16 protein-coding genes are annotated in these 21,034 nt (G+C 72.9%); 3 read left to right on the forward strand and 13 right to left on the reverse strand.

The annotated features are described in order from the left end of the window. Positions 1-41: 41 nt before the first annotated feature. The 5 genes from ACGFNH_RS12725 to ACGFNH_RS12745 form a co-directional block, all read right to left on the reverse strand. Positions 42-2,171, reverse strand: coding sequence for a 3-hydroxyacyl-CoA dehydrogenase NAD-binding domain-containing protein (locus ACGFNH_RS12725; RefSeq protein ID WP_393653094.1), 2,130 nt, complete (start codon positions 2,169-2,171; stop codon positions 42-44). Further along, the gene (locus tag ACGFNH_RS12730) at positions 2,168-3,385 is read right to left on the reverse strand and encodes a thiolase family protein (RefSeq protein ID WP_393653095.1); all 1,218 of its coding nucleotides are present in this window, start codon (positions 3,383-3,385) and stop codon (positions 2,168-2,170) included. Before ACGFNH_RS12730 ends, ACGFNH_RS12725 begins: the two co-directional genes overlap by 4 nt. A gap of 283 nt (positions 3,386-3,668) precedes the next feature. Beyond that, positions 3,669-4,964, reverse strand: a complete 1,296-nt coding sequence (locus ACGFNH_RS12735) for an HRDC domain-containing protein (protein ID WP_393653096.1) — start codon at positions 4,962-4,964, stop codon at positions 3,669-3,671. Between the two features lie 83 nt (positions 4,965-5,047). After that, positions 5,048-5,710 carry a response regulator transcription factor gene (locus ACGFNH_RS12740; protein WP_360858984.1) on the reverse strand — a complete coding sequence of 221 codons (663 nt, stop codon included), beginning with the start codon at positions 5,708-5,710 and terminating at the stop codon, positions 5,048-5,050. A gap of 477 nt (positions 5,711-6,187) precedes the next feature. Further along, positions 6,188-6,838: a DUF3000 domain-containing protein gene (locus tag ACGFNH_RS12745; RefSeq protein ID WP_393653097.1), complete on the reverse strand. Its 651-nt coding sequence runs from the start codon at positions 6,836-6,838 to the stop codon at positions 6,188-6,190. Positions 6,839-6,928: 90 nt separating this feature from the next. Between ACGFNH_RS12745 and hemE the strand changes: the two genes are divergently transcribed. Further along, positions 6,929-8,002 (forward strand): uroporphyrinogen decarboxylase, encoded by a 1,074-nt coding sequence (gene hemE / locus ACGFNH_RS12750; protein ID WP_393653098.1) that lies wholly within the window; start codon positions 6,929-6,931, stop codon positions 8,000-8,002. A gap of 58 nt (positions 8,003-8,060) precedes the next feature. On the opposite strand, the gene ACGFNH_RS12755 is transcribed toward hemE, so the two are convergent. From ACGFNH_RS12755 to ACGFNH_RS12765, 3 genes are all read right to left on the reverse strand, one after another. Then, the gene (locus tag ACGFNH_RS12755) at positions 8,061-9,260 is read right to left on the reverse strand and encodes a hypothetical protein (RefSeq protein WP_393653099.1); all 1,200 of its coding nucleotides are present in this window, start codon (positions 9,258-9,260) and stop codon (positions 8,061-8,063) included. A 237-nt stretch (positions 9,261-9,497) separates the two neighbouring features. Beyond that, entirely contained in the window at positions 9,498-10,895 is a 1,398-nt protein-coding gene (locus tag ACGFNH_RS12760; RefSeq protein WP_393653100.1) for an FAD-dependent oxidoreductase, read from the reverse strand. A gap of 66 nt (positions 10,896-10,961) precedes the next feature. After that, positions 10,962-12,140, reverse strand: a complete 1,179-nt coding sequence (locus ACGFNH_RS12765; RefSeq protein WP_393653101.1) for a DUF4349 domain-containing protein — start codon at positions 12,138-12,140, stop codon at positions 10,962-10,964. A 128-nt stretch (positions 12,141-12,268) separates the two neighbouring features. Here ACGFNH_RS12765 and hemG point away from each other — a divergent pair, with 128 nt between their 5' ends. Both hemG and hemQ read left to right on the forward strand, forming a co-directional pair. Further along, a complete protein-coding gene (gene hemG / locus ACGFNH_RS12770; protein WP_393653102.1) occupies positions 12,269-13,711 on the forward strand; it encodes a protoporphyrinogen oxidase in 1,443 nt (480 codons plus the stop codon). A gap of 4 nt (positions 13,712-13,715) precedes the next feature. Then, a complete protein-coding gene (hemQ, locus tag ACGFNH_RS12775; RefSeq protein WP_393653103.1) occupies positions 13,716-14,447 on the forward strand; it encodes a hydrogen peroxide-dependent heme synthase in 732 nt (243 codons plus the stop codon). Positions 14,448-14,551: 104 nt separating this feature from the next. Here hemQ and ACGFNH_RS12780 read toward each other — a convergent pair whose 3' ends face one another. From ACGFNH_RS12780 to ACGFNH_RS12800, 5 genes are all read right to left on the reverse strand, one after another. Next, a complete protein-coding gene (locus tag ACGFNH_RS12780; RefSeq protein WP_393653104.1) occupies positions 14,552-16,207 on the reverse strand; it encodes an alpha/beta hydrolase in 1,656 nt (551 codons plus the stop codon). A 334-nt stretch (positions 16,208-16,541) separates the two neighbouring features. Continuing rightward, on the reverse strand, positions 16,542-17,366 hold the full coding sequence (locus tag ACGFNH_RS12785) for a TIGR04222 domain-containing membrane protein (protein WP_393653105.1): 825 nt from the start codon (positions 17,364-17,366) through the stop codon (positions 16,542-16,544). A 147-nt stretch (positions 17,367-17,513) separates the two neighbouring features. Next, positions 17,514-18,299 (reverse strand): DUF4142 domain-containing protein, encoded by a 786-nt coding sequence (locus tag ACGFNH_RS12790; RefSeq protein ID WP_393653106.1) that lies wholly within the window; start codon positions 18,297-18,299, stop codon positions 17,514-17,516. A gap of 127 nt (positions 18,300-18,426) precedes the next feature. Continuing rightward, complete coding sequence (locus ACGFNH_RS12795; RefSeq protein WP_393653107.1) at positions 18,427-19,806, reverse strand: DUF692 domain-containing protein; 1,380 nt, start codon at positions 19,804-19,806, stop codon at positions 18,427-18,429. Between the two features lie 330 nt (positions 19,807-20,136). Further along, positions 20,137-20,961 (reverse strand): DUF4142 domain-containing protein, encoded by an 825-nt coding sequence (locus ACGFNH_RS12800; protein ID WP_393653108.1) that lies wholly within the window; start codon positions 20,959-20,961, stop codon positions 20,137-20,139. Positions 20,962-21,034 lie beyond the last annotated feature (73 nt).

Raw genomic sequence — 21,034 nt, forward strand, 5'->3', positions numbered from 1 at the left:
AGCAGGCGGGCGCCGTCGTGTCGTACGGGCGGGGCCCTGGATCAGGCGGGGACGCTCGCGACGCCCGGCTTGAGGAACCGCTTGCCGTTGGCGCGCTCCGAGACGCCCTCACGGTCCAGGTACGGCGTGATGCCGCCCAGGTGGAAGGGCCAGCCGGCGCCGGTGATCAGGCACAGGTCGACGTCCTGCGCCTCGGCCACCACGCCCTCGTCCAGCATGAGCTGGACCTCCTGCGCGATGGCGTCGAGCGCGCGGTCGCGGACCTGCTCCTCCGTCAGGACGGTGTCGCCGACCTGGAAGAGCGCGGCCACCTCGGGGTCGAGCTCGGGCTTGCCGGAGTCGTACTTGTACAGGCCGCGCTTACCCGCCTCGACGACCCGGCCGAGGTTCTCCGAGACGGCGAAGCGGTCGGGGAAGGCCTGGTGCAGGGTGCCGGCGACGTGGTGGGCGACCGCCGGGCCGACCAGCTCGAGCAGCACGATCGGCGACATCGGCAGACCCAGCGGGGCCAGCGCGCGGTCGGCGACCTCGACCGGGGTGCCCTCGTCGATCGAGCGCAGCACCTCGCCGAGGAAGCGGGTCAGCACGCGGTTGACGACGAATGCCGGGGCGTCCTTGACCAGAACGGCCGACTTCTTCAGCGTCTTGGCCACGGAGAACGCGGTGGCCAGCGACGCGTCGTCGGTCTTCTCGCCGCGGACGATCTCCAGCAGCGGCAGGACCGCGACCGGGTTGAAGAAGTGGAAGCCGACGACCCGCTCGGGGTGCTGCAGCTTCGAGGCCATCTCGGTCACCGACAGCGAGGAGGTGTTGGTGGCGAGGATGGCGTGCTCCGGCACGACCGCCTCGACCTCGGCGAACACCTTCTGCTTGACGCCCATCTCCTCGAAGACGGCCTCGATGACGAAGTCCGCGTCGCCGAAGGCGGCGGCCTTGTCCAGCGAGCCGCTCACCAGGGCCTTGAGGCGGTTGGCCTTGTCCTGGTTCACCCGGCCCTTGAGGAGCAGCTTGTCGATCTCCTCGTGGACGTAGCCCACGCCCTTGTCGACGCGCGCCTGGTCGATGTCGGTCAGGACGACCGGCACCTCCAGGCGGCGGGCGAAGAGCAGCGCGAGCTGAGAGGCCATCAGACCGGCGCCGACGACGCCGACCTTGGTGACCGGGCGGGCCAGCTTCTTGTCCGGCGCGCCGGCGGGGCGCTTGGCCCGCTTCTGCACGAGGTTGAACGCGTAGATGCCGCTGCGCAGTTCGCCGCCCATGATGAGGTCGGCGAGGGCCTCGTCCTCGGCCTCGAAGCCCTGGCCGAGGTCGCCGTTCTTGGCGGCCGCGATGATGTCCAGCGCGCGGTAGGCGGCCGGGGCCGCGCCGTGCACCTTGCCATCGGCCACGGCCTTGCCGCGCGCGACGGCCTGGTCCCATGCCTCGCCGCGGTCGATCTCCGGCCGTACGACCTCGAGTTCGCCCTTCAGCACGGCGGCGGTCCAGATCAGGGACTGCTCCAGGAAGTCCGCGCCCTCGAAGATCGCGTCGGCGATCCCGAGTTCGTGCACCTGCGCGCCCTTGAGCTGCTTGTTCTGGTTGAGGGAGTTCTCGATGATGACGCTCACCGCGCGGTCGGCGCCGATGAGGTTCGGCAGGATGGCGCAGCCGCCCCAGCCGGGGACGAGGCCGAGGAAGACCTCGGGCAGCGCGAACGCCGGCAGCGCGGCCGAGACGGTGCGGTAGCTGCAGTGCAGCCCGACCTCGACACCGCCGCCCATCGCCGCGCCGTTGTAGTACGCGAACGTCGGCACGGCCAGGCCCGACAGACGCCTGAAGACGTCGTGGCCGCCCTTGCCGATGGCCAGCGCGTCCTCACGGCGCTTCAGCAGCTCGACGCCCTTGAGGTCGGCGCCCACGGCGAAGATGAACGGCTTGCCGGTGAGACCGACCGCGACGATCTCGCCGTCCGCGGCCTCCTTCTCGACCTGGTCGATCGCCGTGTTGAGGTTGGCGAGCGACTGCGGGCCGAAGGTGGTCGGCTTGGTGTGGTCCAGGCCGTTGTCCAGCGTGATGAGCGCGAAGCGCCCTGCCCCCAGCGGGAGGTCGAGGTGGCGTACGTGTGCCTGTGTCACGACCTCGTCGGGGAAGAGCTCTGCTGCTCCCTTGAGAAGCTCTGCTGTGGTGGTCACTTGTTCCCCTCGAAGTGCGGGTTCTCCCAGATCACGGTGCCGCCCATGCCGAAGCCGACGCACATGGTGGTGATGCCGTAGCGGACCTCGGGCTGCTCCTCGAACTGGCGGGCCAGCTGCGTCATCAGCCGGACGCCGGAGGAGGCGAGCGGGTGGCCGTAGGCGATGGCTCCGCCGTACTGGTTGACCCGCGGGTCGTCGTCGGCGATGCCGTAGTGGTCGAGCAGGGCCAGCACCTGGACGGCGAAGGCCTCGTTGATCTCGAACAGGCCGATGTCGCTGATCGAAAGACCTGCCTTGGCGAGGGCCTTCTCGGTCGCAGGGACCGGGCCGATGCCCATGACCTCGGGCTCGACGCCCACGAAGGCGTAGGAGACCAGGCGCATCCGGACCGGCAGGCCGAGCTCCTCGGCCACGTCCTCGGCCGCGATGAGGGAGGCGGTCGCACCGTCGTTCAGACCGGCCGCGTTGCCCGCGGTGACCCGGCCGTGCGCACGGAACGGCGTCTTGAGGCCGGCCAGGCTCTCCAGCGTGGTGCCCGGGCGCATCGGCTCGTCGGCCGTGGCCAGGCCCCAGCCGGTCTCGCCGGCCTCGGCGTTGGAGCGCCGCACGGAGATCGGCACCAGGTCCTGCTGGATCTTGCCGTTGGCGTACGCCTTGGCGGCCTTCTCCTGGCTGCGCACCGCGTACTCGTCGACGCGCTGCTTGGTGATGTGCGGGAAGCGGTCGTGCAGGTTCTCCGCCGTCATGCCCATGAACAGGGCGGACTGGTCGACCAGCTTCTCCGAGACGAACCGCGGGTTCGGGTCCACGGCCTCGCCCATCGGGTGACGGCCCATGTGCTCGACACCGCCGGCGACGACCACGTCGTACGCACCGAAGGAGATCGAGCCGGAGGTGGTCGTGACGGCGGTCATCGCACCGGCGCACATGCGGTCGATGGAGTAGCCGGGGACCGACTGCGGGAGACCGGCGAGGATGCCGGCGGTACGGCCCAGGGTCAGGCCCTGGTCGCCGATCTGGGTCGTCGCGGCGATGGCGACCTCGTCGATGCGCTCCGGAGGCAGGCCGGGATTGCGGCGCAGCAGCTCGCGGATGCACTTGACGACCATGTCGTCGGCCCGGGTCTCGTGGTAGATGCCCTTCGGGCCCGCCTTGCCGAACGGGGTACGGACGCCGTCGACGAAGACGACGTCCCTAGCGGTACGAGGCACTTGGCTCTCCTCCTGATGCGGAACGGGGCGCTGCAAGGCTGCCGTGCGGCGGCGGCTCTGACCGCCATGCTACTTATGAGTAACCAAGCTGCCCACCCCTGCCGCCCGGAGCGTCGCAGATCACACCCGGTTGCGGGCAGCGGTGGCGCGGACAGGAGCCCGTACGGAACCGGAACGCACCTGCGTACGGCCGTGCACGGGGTGCCGGCCAGGGCTCCGTCGCCCGTGCGCGGCTCCTCCCGGGCGACCGTCACAGGGATCCCGGAGCCGCGGGCGGAAGGCGTCAGGCCTCGGCCTTCAGGGCCTGCGTCAGCAGCGACACCGTCTGCTCGATCTGCCACTGCCGCGCGCCGTGATCGCACAGGAAGGCCGACACGGCCTCCGGCGTCGCATCGGCCGGGGGCTCCCAGCACAGCCGCCGCACCGTGTCCGGCGTGATCAGGTTCTCCTGCGGCAGGTTCAGGTCCTCCGCGAGCTGCGTCACGGCCGCCCGGGCCGCCGACAGCCGGGCCGCGGCGGCCGGGTCCTTGTCCGCCCAGGCGCGGGGCGGCGGGGGTCCCGTCACCGGCTGGCCCGGCTGGGGGAGCTCCGTCTCCGGCAGAGCGCGCGCCCGGTCGACCGCCGTCTGCCACTGATCGAGCTGCTTGCGCCCCATCCGGTGCCCGAAACCGGGCAGCATGGCGAGCGCCTGTGCGGCCGTGGGCAGCGCGAGGGCGGCCTCCACGATGGCCGCGTCGCCGAGCACCTTGCCGGGGGAGACGTCGCGCCGCTGCGCGATCCGGTCGCGCACCGACCACATCTCCCGTACGACGGCCATCTGCCGGCGCCGGCGCACCTTGTGCATGCCCGACGTACGGCGCCAGGGGTCCTTGCGGGGCGGGGCCGGGGGCGCGGCGGCGATGGCCGCGAACTCCTGGCGGGCCCACTCCAGCTTCCCCTGCTGCTCCAGCTCCTGCTCCAGCGCGTTCCGCAGGTCGATGAGCAGCTCGACGTCGAGCGTCGCGTAGCGCAGCCAGGGGTCGGGCAGCGGGCGGGTGGACCAGTCGACGGCGGAGTGGCCCTTCTCCAGGGCGTAGCCGAGGACGTTCTCGACCATGGCGCCGAGCCCGACCCGGGCGAACCCGGCGAGCCGCCCGGCGAGCTCGGTGTCGAACAGGCGCTGCGGGATCATGCCTATCTCGCGCAGGCACGGCAGATCCTGGGTGGCGGCGTGGAGCACCCACTCGGCATCGCCCAGCGCGGTGTTCAGCGCGGAGAGCTCCGGGCAGCCGACGGGGTCGATGAGCGCGCTGCCCGCGCCCTCGCGGCGGAGCTGTACGAGATAGGCCCGCTGTCCGTAGCGGTAGCCGGACGCCCGCTCGGCGTCGACGGCCACGGGGCCGGTGCCGGCGGCGAAGGCGGCCACGACCCCGGCGAGGCCGTCGGCCGTGGCGACCACCGGGGGGATGCCCTCCCGGGGTTCGAGCAAGGGGACCGGTGCCTGTTTGAGTTCGGGGCCCTCAGGGGTGTCCGCCGGTGAGGCATTGCTCCTGGGGGTTCGCAGTGTGCGGTCTTCTGCGGTCTCTTGGGCATCGGTCACTCGTCAAGGGTATCCGTGGATGCACGGCGCCCGCCGACGGAACGTTCCGTCGGCGGGCGCCGTCGCCGGTTCTGTCCGGCGACTCAGTGAATGATTCCGGTACGCAGGGCCACCGCCACCATGCCCGCGCGGTCGCCCGTTCCGAGCTTCCGCGCGATCCGCGCGAGGTGGCTCTTGACGGTCAGCGCGGACAGTCCCATCGAGACGCCGATGGCCTTGTTGGACTGGCCCTCCGCAACCAGCCGCAGGACCTCGACCTCTCGGCCGGACAGTTCGCGGTAGCCGCCCGGGTGCCCGGGGGCGCCGGGCGGGCGGCGGTGCATACGTGCGGCGGCCGCACCGATCGGCGCCGCGCCGGGACGGCCCGGGATGCCGAGGTTGGTGCGGGTTCCGGTGACGACATAGCCCTTGACGCCGCCGGCCAGAGCGTTCCGAACGGCGCCGATGTCGTCGGCGGCGGACAGGGCGAGGCCGTTGGGCCATCCCGCGGCGCGGGTCTCGGACAGCAGGGTCAGGCCGGAGCCGTCGGGGAGGTGGACGTCGGCGACGCAGATGTCGCGGGGGTTGCCGACGCGGGGGCGGGCCTCGGCGATGGATGACGCCTCGATGACGTCCCGCACCCCCAGGGCCCATAGGTGGCGGGTGACGGTGGAGCGGACGCGTGGGTCGGCGACGACGACCATGGCCGTCGGCTTGTTGGGACGATAGGCGACCAGGCTTGAGGGCTGCTCGAGGAGAACGGACACCAGGCCTCCTGGGTGGAGTGCGGGACGGGCCGACCGTGGGGCAAGTCGGGGCGATCCGTGCGGGAAGGGTCACAGGTTCCTTCGGCAGCAAACCCGGGCAGCTTTAGTAAATGATCACGATTTGGTGAGTAACAATTCGGGCAATTCGGATGCACGATCGATCAGCAATGATCCGTGGCGTTCCCGAAGGCACGCCGGAGCACCGCGGGGCGCGGTGCGGCGGAGGCCGGGTACGTACGGCGGGACGGACCGCCCCGGTGGGTACGCCCGCTCAACGAGCGTCAGGGGGGCCGGTGGCGGGGGAGCGGGCGTGAAGAGCCGGGAACGAGTGGTCCCCGTACGGGGGTTCAGCGCGTAGCGCACCCCGTACGGGAGTGCAGAGGTTCACGGCCCGTGGAGGAATCGCCGGGGACCGCGGCCGAGAAGGGGCTCAGCGGGACCGCGGCGCCGGGGCCGGGCCGGCGGCCCCGCCCCGGTTCAGCGGGACTGCGGGCCCCGGCGCTGCGGCAGCGTGACCACGGCCGCTTCGGGACCGCCCGCCGGGGGCAGCCCGCCGGTCTGGCACAGCAGCTCGCACCACGCGATCAGATGGGCTCCCGCGTCCGGCAGCCCGCCCTTGTTCTCCAGCGGCGTCCAGGAGGCACGGATCTCGATCTGGGTGGCGGGCGCACGGTTCGCGAGCCCCCCGAAATAGTGCGAGCCCGCGAGGGTCACGGTCCCGCTCGGCTCCTTGTACGCGACCCCGCGCGCCTCGAACGCCCCGGTCAGCCAGGACCAGCACACCTCGGGGAACAGCGGATCGGCCGCCATCTCCGGTTCCAGCTCCGCCCGTACGAGCGTCACGAGACGGAAGGTGCCCTTCCAGGCGTCGTGCCCGGCCGGGTCGTGCAGCAGGACCAGCCGCCCGTCGGCAAGATCCTTGCCGTCCTGGACGACCGCCGCCTCCAGTGCGTACGCATGCGGGGCGAGCCGCTGCGGCGGGCGGGCCTGATCCACTTCCATCTCAGGCCGCAGCCGCGCAGTGCGCAGCGCCTCGACCGCCTGCCGGAAGGCGAGTGGATTCCCATCCTCTTCCGTGTTGCCGGTGCCGTCAGCACCATCCGAGAGTCGTCCCTGAGCCGCAGCCATGAGCATGAAGGGTAGGCGGAACCGCAGCCGGCGGGGGGCAGGACACCCGGGAGCGCACCGCCTGTTCCGCAGCATGCGAAGATTCTGGGCGTGAGTGGCAATGTACGCCCGACGGGCCAGCAGCAGACCAGCACGGCAGCCGCGGAGTCGGCATTCCTCAAGGCATGCCGCGGTGAGCCGGTGCCGCACACCCCGGTGTGGTTCATGCGGCAGGCCGGCCGCTCACTGCCCGAGTACCTCAAGGTGCGCGAGGGCATCCCCATGCTCGAGTCGTGCATGCGGCCCGAACTGGTCACCGAGATCACACTGCAGCCGGTGCGCCGCCACAAGGTCGACGCCGCGATCTACTTCAGCGACATCGTCGTCCCCCTCAAGGCCATCGGCCTCGACCTCGACATCAAGCCCGGCGTCGGGCCGGTCGTCGCGGAGCCGATCCGTACCCGCGCCGATCTTCAGCGGCTGCGGGCCCTGGAGCCGGACGACGTTGCGTACGTGACCGAGGCCGTCGGCATGCTGGCCGGAGAGCTGGGCTCCACTCCGCTCATCGGTTTCGCGGGCGCGCCGTTCACCCTCGCCAGCTATCTGGTCGAGGGCGGCCCGTCGCGCAACCACGAGCACACCAAGGCCATGATGTACGGCGACCCGGAGCTGTGGGCCGACCTGCTGGACCGGCTCGCGGACATCACCTCGGCCTTCCTCAAGGTCCAGATCGAGGCGGGCGCCTCGGCGGTGCAGCTCTTCGACTCCTGGGTCGGTGCCCTCGCCCCTGCCGACTACCGCCGCTCGGTGATGCCCGCCTCTGCCAAGGTCTTCGACGCGGTGGCCGGTTACGGCGTCCCGCGCATCCACTTCGGGGTAGGTACGGGCGAGTTGCTCGGGCTGATGGGCGAGGCCGGGGCGGACGTCGTCGGCGTCGACTGGCGGGTGCCGCTGGACGAGGCCGCGAGGCGGGTCGGCGGGGGCAGGACGTTGCAGGGGAACCTGGACCCTGCGGTGCTGTTCGCACCGCGCTCGGCGATGGAGTCGGCCGCGCAGGACGTGCTGGACTCGGCGCGGGATCTGCCGGGGCACGTCTTCAACCTCGGGCACGGGGTGCTGCCGACGACGGACCCGGACGCGCTCACCCGTCTCGTGGACTACGTCCACACGCACACGCAGCGCTGAGCCGGGACCGGAAGCGGGAGCCGGGCCCGCGGCGGGGGAGCCGGGCCCGCGCCGATCGTCAGGGCGGGCCGGGGCCCAGCAGGGTGAACGTGCCGTACGCGGCGGAGGCCGCGGCCGCCGCCGCGAGTACGGCCGCAGCCCGCGCCCGCCACAGCCGTACCAGGGCCAGTGCCGCGGGCAGCAGCAGCGGGAACGCCGGCATCATCAGGCGCGGTCGCGAACCGAAGTAGCCCGCCCCCACCAGCGAGACGAAGACCATCGCCGCGGTGAAGACCACCACCGGCAGCGGCTGCCGCTGCCGCACCAGCAGCCACAGCAGCCAGAGGACGAGGGCGAGCGCCGCGCAGAGCCCGAGACCGGCGAAGACGTTCGACGTCAGGTTCTGCCAGACGAAGCCCGCCAGCGCCCGCCCGCCGTCGAAGCCGTTGCCCCACTGCCCCTGGATCTCGAAGTAGGCGAAGAGGCTGCCGTTGCGCACCGCCACATAACTCACGTACGCGAGCCAGCCCATCGGGGCGAGCAGGACGCCCAGCACCATCCGTCCGTGGTCGCGCACCAGGTCGCGCGGGCGGGCACCGGCGCGGTACGCGCGGACGAGGGTGACCGCCGCCGGTATCGCGATCGCCGCGACGACCGCGACCGCCGAGGGGCGGGTCAGCCCGGCGAACACCGCCAGCGTGCCGGCCGTGATCCAGCGCCGGGTCAGCACCGCGTACACCGCCCATGCGGCCAGGGCCGTGAACAGCGTCTCGGTGTACGCCATCGACTGCACGAAGGCCGTCGGGTACGCGCCCCACAGCGCGGCCAGCAGCACGCCCGCACGCCGCCCGTGGAGATGGGCGCCGACCGCGTAGATCCCCCATGCGGCGACCAGCGAGGCGGTCCACGAGACCAGGAGCCCGGCGTCCGGGACGCTCAGCGGCGTGATCTCGGAGATGCCCCGCTCCAGGGCCGGGAGGAGGGGGAAGAAGGCGAGGTTGGAGTGGACGCCGCCGTCCGGGACGAGCACCTCGTAGCCGTAGCCCTCCGTGGCGACCCGCGCGTACCAGAGGGAGTCCCAGCGGGCGCTGAGCAGCGTGTGCGGGTTCTTCCCCGCGACGGTGGCGGCGACGGCCAGCACGAGGAGGCCCAGCAGCCGCACCGCCGCGTACGCCTGAAGGGCGGGCGCTGCCGCCCGCAGCGCGGCGGTGGCGCGCTCGCGGCGGGCGGCGCGGGGTGGCGTGGACGTGGTGGGGACCGTCCGGGTGAGCTCCGGCATGGAGGCGATTATCGCCCGGATGCGCCCAACGCAGACCCTCGGGGCCGGACCGCGGGGATCACGGGAGGTCACTGGGGGCCCGCGGCGCCCGGGCGTGGACTCGCGCGGGCCCGGATGCCTTCCGGCTCGACGGCTCGACGGCTCGACGGCTCGGGCGCCTCGGTGCTTCGACGGCTCGGCGCCTCGGCGGCGTCGGACCGGGGACGCGGCAGGGGCCCCGGTGCTCCCGGCGCGCGGTCAGTCCCCACGCAGGTCGCGTGCCACCGCTGCCTTCGCCTTGCGCGCGGCGACCAGTACCGGGTCCCACACGGGCGAGAAGGGCGGTGCGTAGCCCAGGTCGAGCATGGCCATCTGGTCCACCGTCATCCGGGCGGTCAGGGCCACGGCCGCGATGTCCACGCGCTTGCCCGCGCCCTCGCGGCCGACGATCTGCGTGCCCAGCAGCCGCCCCGTTCCGCGCTCCGCGATCATCTTGACCGTCATCGGGCGCGAGTCCGGGTAGTACCCGGCCCGGCTCGTCGACTCCGCCGTCACGGTCACGTACTGCAGCCCGGCCTCCTTCGCCTGGGACTCCAGCAGGCCGGTCCTGGCGATCTCCAGATCGCAGACCTTGCTGACGGCCGTGCCCACGACGCCCGGGAACGTCGCGTAGCCGCCGCCGACGTTCGTGCCGATGACCTGGCCGTGCTTGTTGGCGTGTGTGCCCAGGGCGATGTGCCGGTGCCGGCCGGAGACCAGGTCCAGCACTTCGACGCAGTCGCCGCCCGCCCAGATGTTGTCGTGGCCGCGCACCCGCATCGCCGGGTCCGTGACCAGGCCGCCCGACTCGCCGAGCGGCAGACCGGCGCGGCGGGCGAGCTGGGTCTCGGGCCGTACGCCCAGGCCCAGGACGACGACGTCGGCCGGGTACTCCGTGTCCTTGGTGACGACCGCGGAGGCACGCCCGTCGTCGCCCTTGCGGATCTCGGTGACCTCCGCGCCCGTCACCGTCTCGATGCCGAGACCGCGCATGGCGTCGTGCACGAGCCGCCCCATGTCGGGGTCGAGCGTGGACATCGGCTGCTGGGCGCGTTCCAGAACGGTGACCCGGCAGCCACGGTTCACCAGCGCCTCGGCCATCTCCACACCGATGTAGCCCGCGCCGACGACGACCGTGCGCAGGCCCGAACCCCGCTGCCTGAGCCCGTCGATCAGGGTCTGTCCGTCGTCGAGCGTCTGGAGCCCGTACACCCCCGGCGCGTCGATGCCGGGGATGTCCGGGCGCAGCGGGCGGGCGCCGGTGGCCACGACGAGGTGGTCGTAGCCCTCCCAGTGTTCGCCGTCCCCGTTGTCCAGGTCGCGGACGCGCACCCGCTGCCTGCCGGTGTCGATCTCGGTGACCTCGGTGCGCATCCGCAGGCCGATACCGCGCCTGCGGTGCTCGATGGGCGTACGGGCGACCAGGCCGCCGGGTCCGGAGACCAGGCCGCCGACCCAGTACGGGATGCCGCAGGCCGAGTAGGAGGTGTAGTGCCCGCGCTCGTAGGCGAGGATCTCCAGGTCGCCGGGGCCCTTCAACCTGCGGGCCTGGGACGCGGCGGACATGCCCGTCGCGTCCCCACCGATGACCACCAGCCGCTGCGCCCGCGCCGTCATCGCGTCGTTCCCTTCTCAAGGGCGCGCGGTGTGCGCGCACGGTCCACGCTACGGGCGCGACGCGGCTCAGTCCTCCTCTCGGGACTCCGCCCGGGTTCCCTCCGGGGTTCCTTCACGCGTCCTGGAACCTGCGGTCGCCGCTGGCTCCGCCGGGGGCGCGGTCTCGTGGGCCGGGGCGGGAACGGCCATCGCCGGCGCGGGTGTGACGCCCCGTCGGCCGTTCCGGTCCGCCCGTGCCCGCGCCGTGCGCCAGACCACCAGCAGCAGCATCAGAGCGGCGGCGAAGGGCAGGACGGCTCCGACCACGACCGCCAGCCAGCGCACCATCGTCACGAAGGCGTTCCAGCCGCCGCCGAGGGCGTCCGCGAAGCCGGCCTCGTCGTCCTCGCCGCTGTCCGGCTTGGGCGTGGTCTCGGTGAGCCGGAGCGTGATGGTCGCCATGCCCGTACGCTCCCGGAGCGACTTCTGCTGGGCCTTGAGCGCTTCCAACTCGGCCTGCCGGGTGCCGAGTTCGCCTTCCAGGGTGACGATGTCCGAGAGGTTCTCGGCCCGGTCCATCAGCCCGCGGACCCGGGCGACGCTCGCCTCCTGGGACTTGATGCGGCTCTCGACGTCCACGACCTGGTCGGTCACGTCCTGCGCCTCGACCTGACGGGTGATCAACTTGCCGGTCCCCGCGAGGTCGTCCAGGACGCGCCCGAACTCCTCCTGCGGTACGCGCAGCACGATGCTCGACCGCTCGTGGCCGTCCCGGTCGCGGTCGGTCGTCTCGTCCCCGACGTAACCACCCGCGTTCTCCGCGGTGGTGCGGGCTTCCTCGGCCGCACCGGGGACGTCCTTGACCCGTACGGACAGGGTGGCGGTGCGGATGATGTGCGCCGGGCCGAGCTTCGGCGCCTTCCGGGCCGGGGCTTTCGCGTCGCCCGTACCGGCCTGCTGCTGCCCGGTGTCGGCGGCCCCCTCACGCGCCTTGGCCGGCGGAGCCGCCTCCCCGTTGTGCGCCCCTCCCGCGGAGGCGGGCGCCGCCTCGCCGCGCGCCCCGTCCCTCGCGGCGGAGCCGTCCGTCGCGGAATCCGATGAACTCCCGCACGCGGCAAGGCCGAGCGAGGCGGTGAGCAGAACGCCGGCGAGGACGGCGAGCGACCGGTGCCGGGACCGCCGGCGCGCGGCCGGAGGCGCGTACGCAGGCCGGAACTCCGACGCACGGGGTGGCGCGGACTGCGGGCTGAACAACGGACGCGGCATGGTGGTCCCCCCAAGGGCCGGTGACGTCAACTGCCCGTTGGACGGGGGCCGCCCGGGGCGGGTTGCGGGTCCACGGTCCCGAAGAGGTCACGGTCGGGACTCGTTCCGGGTCTGAGACAGTGGGGAACATGGAGCAGGCGGAACGTCGTACGGAACAGCGCGCGGACCCACATGTCGTGGTCATCGGCGGCGGCATCGCGGGACTCGCGGCCGCGCACCGGCTCACCGCGTCGGGCGTACGGGTGACGGTTCTGGAGGCGTCCGGGCGCCTGGGCGGCAAGCTGCACGCGGGCGAGATCGCGGGCGTACCGGTCGACCTGGGCGCCGAGTCGATGCTCGCGCGGCGGCCGGAGGCCGTGGAGCTGGCGCGCGAGACGGGTCTGGCCGACCGGCTGCGGACCACCGCCACCGCCTCCGCCTCGATCTGGACGCGGGGCGCGCTGCGGCCCATGCCGAAGGGACACGTGATGGGCGTGCCCGGCGACCTCGCCCCGCTCGCCGCGTCCGGGGTGATCTCGCCCGAGGGCCTCGCCCGGATCGAGCAGGACGCCGAGCTGCCGCGCACGGAGCCCGGCGAGGACGTCGCCGTCGGCGCGTACATCGCCGAGCGCCTCGGCCGCGAGGTCGTCGACCGGCTCGTCGAACCGCTGCTCGGCGGTGTGTACGCGGGCGACGCCTACCGGATCTCGATGCGCGCCGCCGTCCCGCAGCTCTTCGAGGCCGCCCGCACCCACCGCTCCCTGACCGAGGGCGTCCGCGCGATCCAGGCCCGCGCCGCGCAGGCCCCCGCCGGCCCGGTCTTCATGGGCATCGACGGGGGTGTGGGCCGGCTGCCGCTCGCCGTCGCGGACTCCGTGCGCGCCGCGGGCGGCCAGATCCGCACCGGCACCCCCGTGCACCGCATGACCCGTACGGGCGGGACCTGGGAGATGGTGGCCGGTGACACGCTGATCGAGGCCGACGGGGTGGTCCTCGCCGTTCCCGCCCCCGAGGCCGCGCGCCTCCTCGCCGCGGAGTCCCCGGCCGCGACGGCCGAGCTGACGGCCGTCGAGTACGCCTCCATGGCCCTGGTCACCCTGGCCTTCCGCCGGGACGACCTCGCCACGCTGCCGGACGGCAGCGGCTTCCTCGTACCGCCCGTCGACGGCCGGACGATCAAGGCGTCCACCTTCTCCAGCCGCAAGTGGGGCTGGCTCGGGGATGCCGACCCCGGCCTCTTCGTGCTGCGCACCTCGGTCGGGCGCCACGGCGAGGAGGCGATTCTGGAGCGCGAGGACTCCGAGCTGGTCCGGCTCTCCCTGGACGACCTGCGCGAGGCCGCCGGTCTGAGCGCCCGCCCCGTGGAGTCGGTGGTCACTCGCTGGGACGGCGGGCTGCCCCAGTACCCGGTGGGCCACGTCGCGCGGGTGGCCCGTATCCGCGAGCAGGTGGCGAAGGTTCCGGGGCTGCGCGTGTGCGGCGCCCTCTACGACGGCGTGGGCATTCCGGCGTGCATCGCGAGCGCGCGGACCGCGGCCGACGAGCTGGTGGCGACCCTGGCGGAGGGCACCGGCGGGAGCGAGCGAGAATGAGGGCATGACTGCTGCTCCTGAGAACCCCGAGGCCGGTAGGGGCCCGAACGCCGGCAAGAAGGCCAAGGACCTCAACGAGGTCATCCGCTACACCCTCTGGTCGGTGTTCAAGCTGCGCGACGTCCTGCCGGAGGACCGCACCGGGTACGCCTCCGAGGTGGACGAGCTGTTCGAGCAGCTCGCCGCGAAGGACGTCACCGTGCGCGGCACGTACGACGTCTCGGGGCTGCGGGCGGACGCGGACGTCATGATCTGGTGGCACTCGGAGACCGCCGACGCGCTCCAGGAGGCGTACAACCTCTTCCGGCGCACCCGCTTCGGCCGTGCCCTGGAGCCGGTCTGGTCGAACATGGCGCTGCACCGCCCCGCCGAGTTCAACAAGTCGCACATCCCGGCCTTCCTCGCCGACGAGACCGCCCGCGAGTACGTGTGCGTGTACCCCTTCGTGCGCTCCTACGACTGGTACCTGCTCCCCGACGAGGACCGGCGGCGGATGCTCGCCGACCACGGCAAGATGGCCCGCGGCTTCCCCGACGTCCGCGCCAACACCGTCGCCTCCTTCGCCCTGGGCGACTACGAGTGGCTGCTGGCCTTCGAAGCGGACGAGCTGCACCGGATCGTCGACCTGATGCGCCATCTGCGGGCCTCCGAGGCGCGGTTGCACGTCCGTGAGGAGGTGCCCTTCTACACCGGGCGCCGCAAGGCGGTGGCCGAGCTGGTGGCCGGACTGGCCTGAGCCGCGACGGATCCGCCATCGGCGGCGGATGGACCGGACACGGCGACGGCCGGACCCCGAGGGGTCCGGCCGTCGCCGTGTTCCGGAAGGTCACCGGTCCGGTGTCAGATCACCGGCCTGGGGATGGCGCGCCGGTCGCGGCGGTCCTGCACCGCCGTCTCCGGCTCGGGCTCGGCGTGCGGCCCGCACGCCGCCTGCCGCCCCGGCGTCCGGCCCGTCAGCAGGTACGTCTCCCAGTGCCGGTTGACGCACGCGTTCTCACCGCCGCCGATGCCGTGCGTGCCCGAGCGCCGCTCGGTGACCAGCGACGCGCCGCTGAGCCTGCGCTGCAGTTCCAGGGCGCCCGCGTAGGGCGTCGCCGCGTCCCGCTCGGCGGCCAGGATCAGCACCGGCGGCAGCGCGCGGGCGGCCGTCCGTACGTCGAGCGGCTTCTGCCGGGTCTCCGTCCAGTACGCGCAGGGCAGGTTCATCCAGGCGTTGTCCCAGGTCTCGAACGGGGCGGTGCGGGCGAGGCGGGTGTTGTCCTCGTCCCAGACGCGCCAGTCGGTGGGCCAGGGGGCGTCGTTGCACTCGACGGCCGTGTAGACGGCGTTGCCGTTCTCCTCCGCCTCGGCGCCCTCCACAGCGGGCTTGGCCTGCTCGACCATCGGCTTGTCGTTGCCGCGCAGGTACTCCGACAGCGCGTACGCCCGCCGCGGCCAGAACGCGTCGTAGTAGCCGACCTTCAGGAACGCCGCCTGGAGCTGCGCCGAGCCGACCGTGCCGCCCGCGGGTGTGCGCTCGATCTTCGTCCGCGCCTTCTCGTAGGAGGTCAGCACCTCCTGCTGCGTACGGCCGAGGTGGTAGACGTCGTCGTGCTGGGCGACCCAGCGTCGCCAGTCTGCCCAGCGGCTCTCGAAGGCCTGGGACTGGTCGAGGTTGTTGCGGTACCAGACCTGGGCCGGGTCGGGGTTGACCGCGCTGTCGAAGACCATGCGGCGGACATGGCCGGGGAAGAGGGTCGCGTAGACCGCCCCGAAGTACGAGCCGTACGAGGCCCCGATGAAGTTGATCTTCTTCTCGCCGAGTGCGGCCCGGAGGACGTCGAGGTCGCGGGCGTTGTTGAGCGAGGTGTAGTGCCGCAGGGCGGCGCCTCCGCGCAGAGAGCAGCCCTGCGCGTAGTCCTTGGCCCGGTTCTTGCGGACGGTCTTGTACTCCTCGTCCGGGTGGATGGGCGCGTTGGTCGGGGACTTCATGAACTCGGCGGCGTTCTGGCACGACAGCGGCGCTGAACGGCCGACACCGCGCGGTGCGTAGCCGACGAAGTCGTACGCCTTGGCGACCGGCCGCCACTCCGCCAGTTCGCCGTAGAGCGGGAACTCCATGCCGGAGGCGCCGGGACCGCCCGGGTTGAAGACCAGCGCGCCCTGGCGCTCCGACTGCGTGCCGGTGTTGCGGGCGCGGCTGACCGTCAGGGAGATCTTCCTGCCCTCGGGCTGTGCGTAGTCCAGCGGTACGGACACGGTCCCGCACTGCACCGGCTTGGGCAGGTTCTCGGTCTTGTGGCAGCGGCCCCAGGTGATGCCCGTCGCGGCGGCGCGCGCGGCCGCGGCGGTGGTGCCGCGGGCCTCGGGCGAGGTCTCGTCCGCGGTGCTCCACGCGGCTCCGGCGGGAGTGCCGTCGCCCGGTGCGCGCGGGGGAGTGGCGCTGCCGGCGGGGGCGGTGGCGAGTGCGGTGAGGACCAGCGACCCGAGGGCGCCGTACAGCGCTACTGCTCTCACGCGTCATCCCTTCGTCTGGACGTGCCGTTTCATCGGGAACGTCCGCTTCATCCTGATGTGATGGACGTGCCGCTCCGGCCTCCCCGGGCGGGGCGCGGCGACGGGGTTTCCGGCCCGGGTCGCAGACGGCTCGTCAGAGCGGGGAACCGGGCCGTTCATCATCTTGTCGGCGGTGATCGCCGCGGCCGGTCACTGACACGTGGCGGTCACTCGGTCAGCGGAGTGGCACTTCGCCGAGGCGCGCGGGACGCCGTGGACGGGGGGCATCGCACACGAATGCCCCGGGTCCGGGTCCGGGGCCGGGGGCGGGGTGCGGTTCGCCGTCCTCCGGCGGTCAGTTCTCCGGGCGCGGGCGGACGTCGCCGCCGCCCTGGAGCGCGGCGCGCAGCTCGGGGTCCTTGAGGGCCGCGGGCCCGCGTACGGCGAACGCGGTGAGGCCCGACGCTCCGTCCCCGCTCCGGCCGACGGAGTCCGCGGCGATCCGTCCCAGCAGCCGCATGCCCGCCGGTGACGCCCACAGGCTGCTCGTCCGCATCTCCAGATGCGCGATGGCCAGGGCGCCCGAGATGAGCGCGAGCGGCAGCGCGAACCAGGCGACGACGGGAGCGGCTCCGGCCTCCGGCGGCAGCATGAACAGCGACACCGTGCCGGTCAGCACCACCAGCAGGGCCGCGAACTGCCCCTGGCGCACGGCGGTGGCGATGTTGGTGACGGCGGTGGAGGGGACGGCGAGACCGGCCGCGACCAGCCGGTCGGCGAGCGAACGTACGGCCTCGGCGGCCCCAACTGCCGTACGGATCGCGGAGACCCGGGACTGACCGTCCGGGCCGATCGCCGTGATCACCGAACGCTCCAGCTCGTCACCGCCGTCGGGGTCGACCACCGTCGCCCATCCCGTGTGGGCGAGCAGCAGCCGTCGCTGGCGGGCCAGCGAGAGCAGCGTCAGATCGGCGACCCGGCGCGGGCCTCCGGCCAGGAACGCGGCCTCGTAGACCGAGACGGCGGCAGGGGTGGGGAGTTCCGTGTCGTGGTCGGCGGCGGTGAACACCGCTCCCGCCGCCCGGCCCGGCCTGCGCGAGGCGGTGGCCGCGGCGCCGACCAGGCGCACCGCCGAGGCGACGGCGGCTGCGCAGGCGACGAGAAGGAACAGAACCCACATACGGGAGTTTCTACTGAGAGGGGGCCATGGAGCGCCAGTCTTCTTTCACGATGCGGACGCGGGGACTGCCGGGAGTCACGATGCGTCGTTCTCCGTGGAGTCCGTGGGGATGGTTCGGTGCGGTTTCGCCCGTTCTGCCATGGTGTGTTACGTATCGGGCTTCTGCGGCTTCTGCGGCTTCTCCGGTTTCTCCGGCTTCTCCGGAAGGGTCGCGGGCGGTGGCAGCGAGAAGCTCGGCGCGGGTTCGGCCGTACCGGCGGGCGGCGGCGAGAGGGCGGGTGGCGCGGACGGGGGCGGCGGGCCTGTCGGGGGTGCGGCGGCGCCGTCCGCCTCCTCGGTGGCGATGGCGTCGAAGTCGACGAGACCGGTGCGTTCGAGCATCGTGATGTGGTCGAGGACGGTGGTGTTGGCGTCGTCGGCCAGTTCGCGGACCAGGCTGTTGCGCGTGGTGTGCCGGATCTGCGCCACGACGGCGAATACCTTGCCGTGCGCCATGCGCAGGATGTTGGCGAACTTCCGCGCGTAGACCTCGCCGGACGCGGCCGTCAGCTCACCGAGCCAGCGCTGCTGCTGCTCGTTCGGATCGGCGGGGATCTCCATGCCCAGCCGCTGCGCGACCTCGCGGACCCGGGCGTCGAGGAAGGTGTGGCCCTCCATCAGGTGCTCGCCCGCCTTCGCGACCGCCGGGGTCGGCGCGCGCTGCACCGCCTGCTCACCGGCGGGGAGTTCCCACAGTCCGGCCAGCCGCACCCGGACGACGAAGTCCCGGTCGGCGGCCGACAGCGGGCCCCAGCGCGTGGTGACGGTCCCGGCCTCCAGGCGGGCGAGGCCGGTGCCGGATCTGTCGTGATATGTCCAAATCGGGAAGACCAGGGCGGCGAGCGTCGCGGTCAGCGCGGCGAGGACCAGCCCCGTGCTGTTCATGGATCGCATGGTGCGTGCCTCCTGCGGCACCGCACGCTAGTGCGACCGAGGATGATCCTGTGCGGGTTCGCGGAATCTCACGCTCCGCGCACCGTCCGCGCCACCCGGTGGCGACCTTCGGCGGGAGCTCGCGGCCTCACGCCGCCCGTACGCGTCCCCGTAGCGCCGTGTGCAGCATCCGCGCGAAACGGCCGGCCGGCAGGGGCGTGGGACCGGAGCGCTCCAGCCACCAGGTGTCGAGCCGACGCCGTACGGCCGGGTCCGCGACCGGGTTCCGCGCCGTCCGCTTCGCCGCCGTACTCGCTGTCGCGGCCGCGGGCCCCGTGGGCAGGGCCAGCAGATACTCGGCGAACTCCAGCGCGTCCTGGCGGTAGCCGCCGGTCATCGGGTGCCGCTGCGCATAGCCGAGGAACGCGCTGCGGTACGCCGTGCCCAGGATCTCCGGCAGTTCGGGCGCGACCTTGGCGACCACGTCGGCCCGCTTGGCGGCCAGCGCCCGGCTCTGTATGCACAGCCGCTGCCGGTCGAAGCCTTCCGGGGCCGGTGTCCCCGCCACGAGCGCGGACAGCAGCGACGCCTGGGTCAGCCCGACCCGCTGGCGCGCGCTCTCCTCCGCGGGCGCGACCGGACCACGGCCGGCGCCGCGCGGTGTCCGTACGGGGCCCGCGCCGCCCGCAGCCGTACCGGTGTCGCGGCCGGCCTCCAACACCCCGCGGATCGCGTCCAGTTCACCCGCCAGCTCCTGCGCCGCCGGGAAGTCCTCGTCCCGTTCCAGCAGCACGCCCGGAGGGTCGATGCGGGAGCGCAGTTCCGCGAGGACGTCCAGGACCGGCCGGGTCACCGGGTGCGCGTGGCTGTCGTGCCACACGCCGTCCTTCTCGACGCCGCCCGCCACATGCACGTACGCGATGGCCTCGACCGGCAGTTCGTCCAGGGCCTTCGCCGGGTCCTCGCCGCGGTTGACGTGGTTGGTGTGGAGGTTGGCCACGTCGATGAGCAGCCGCACTCCCGTACGCTCCACCAGCTCGGCCAGGAACTGCCCCTCGGACATCTCCTCGCCCGGCCAGGAGATCAGCGCCGCGATGTTCTCCAGCGCCAGCGGCACGGGCAGCGCGTCCTGGGCGATGCGGACGTTCTCGCACAGCACGTCGAGCGCGTCGCGGGTGCGCGGCACGGGCAGCAGATGGCCCGCCTCCAGCCGGGGCGACGCGGTGAGCGTCCCACCGGCCCGTACGAAGGCGATGTGCTCGGTGACCAGCGGGGCGCCCAGCGTCTCGGCGCGTTCGGCGAGGGAGGCGAGGCGTTCGGGGTCGGGGCGCTCGGCTCCGCCGAGACCCAGCGACACGCCGTGCGGGATGACGGTGATGCCGCGCTCGCGCAGCCGCTGCAACGGCTCGGGGAGGTGGCCGGGGCAGATGTTCTCCGCCACCACCTCGACCCAGTCGAGGCCGGGCAGCTGGGCCACCGTGTCGGCGATCTCGGGCCGCCATCCGATGCCCGTACCCAGTTTGTCCATGGCCGGCCTCCTCCCCTCGTGTGTTCGACAGGTGCCCGGGTGATGGCCCCGGCATGCCCGGTCGAATCCTGATGAGCTGTGATTCAGAGCTTGATTTGAGGTTCGACGGCCCGCCCGGGCGCGGGGTTCCCCCGGCCGCCCCGGGACGCCGCCCCGGACGCGGCCCGGCGCACGAGGCGTCCTGGCCTCCGGCGCACGAGGCGTCCTGGCCTCCGGCGTACGAGGAGGACGTCCGGCTCCCGACATGCGACGGCCTGCGGTGCCCCCGGTGGGGCGCCGCAGGCCGTCGGACCGGCTCTCGTCGGGATGTCCCGTCGTGCGTCGTCCTCGTCAGTTCCCGTAGTCGGAACCGGGGCCGTGGTCCGTGCCGCTCCCCGATCGCGAACCGAGCTGCGGTGCCGTCGTGGAGTCCGCGGTGGCGTCCCCGGTGGGGCTCGGCGACGGCTTCGACGTCGTCTCGACTCCGTCACCCGGCACGACGGGGATCGGGGCGGGGACCACGGTCGAGGTGGGCGGCGGCGGGCCGGTCGGACTGGCCGGCGGGGCGTTGGCCGTGTCGTTCGCTATGGCGTCGAAGTCGACCATGCCGGTCCGCTCCAGCATCGTGATGTGGTCGAGGACGGTCACGTTGGCGGCGTCGGCGAGCTGGCGGACCAAGGTGTTGCGGGTGGCGTTGCGGGTCGCGCCGATCTGGCCGAAGAACTTGCCGTGGGCCGAGCGCAGGAGCTGCGCGAACTTCCGCTGGTAGGTGATGCCTTCCGCTTCCGTCAGCTCACGGAGCCAGCCCTGCTGCTGCTCGTTCGGCTGGTTCGGCAGCTCGACCCCGAGCTTTCCCGCGGCGAAGCGCACGCGCTCGTCGAGGTCCGTGTGCCCGACGATCAGGTGGTCGCCGCAGTCGCGGACCGACTTGGTGGGTGCGCGCTCCATGGCCTGCTGTCCCGCGGGCATCTCCCACAGCCCTGCCAGCCGCACCTTGACCAGGAAGTCCCGGTCCTGGGCGGAGAGCGGGCCCCACTGGGTGGTCACCGTTCCGGAGTCGAGGTTCGCCTGGCCGGTTCCCGAGCGGTCGGCGTAGGACCAGACGGGGAACAGCAGCGCCCCGAGCGTCGCGACGAGGGCCCCGATGATGAGCTTCGTTCCGTTGATGTGTCGCAAGGTGTCTCGCATTCTCCTGTCGCGGCACACGCGTAAGAGGTCCCGGCCTGCTGCCGGGGAGGTCGAGTTGCGT

The sequence above is a fragment of the Streptomyces sp. NPDC048639 genome (genome assembly GCF_043199075.1).
GTDB lineage: Bacteria > Actinomycetota > Actinomycetes > Streptomycetales > Streptomycetaceae > Streptomyces.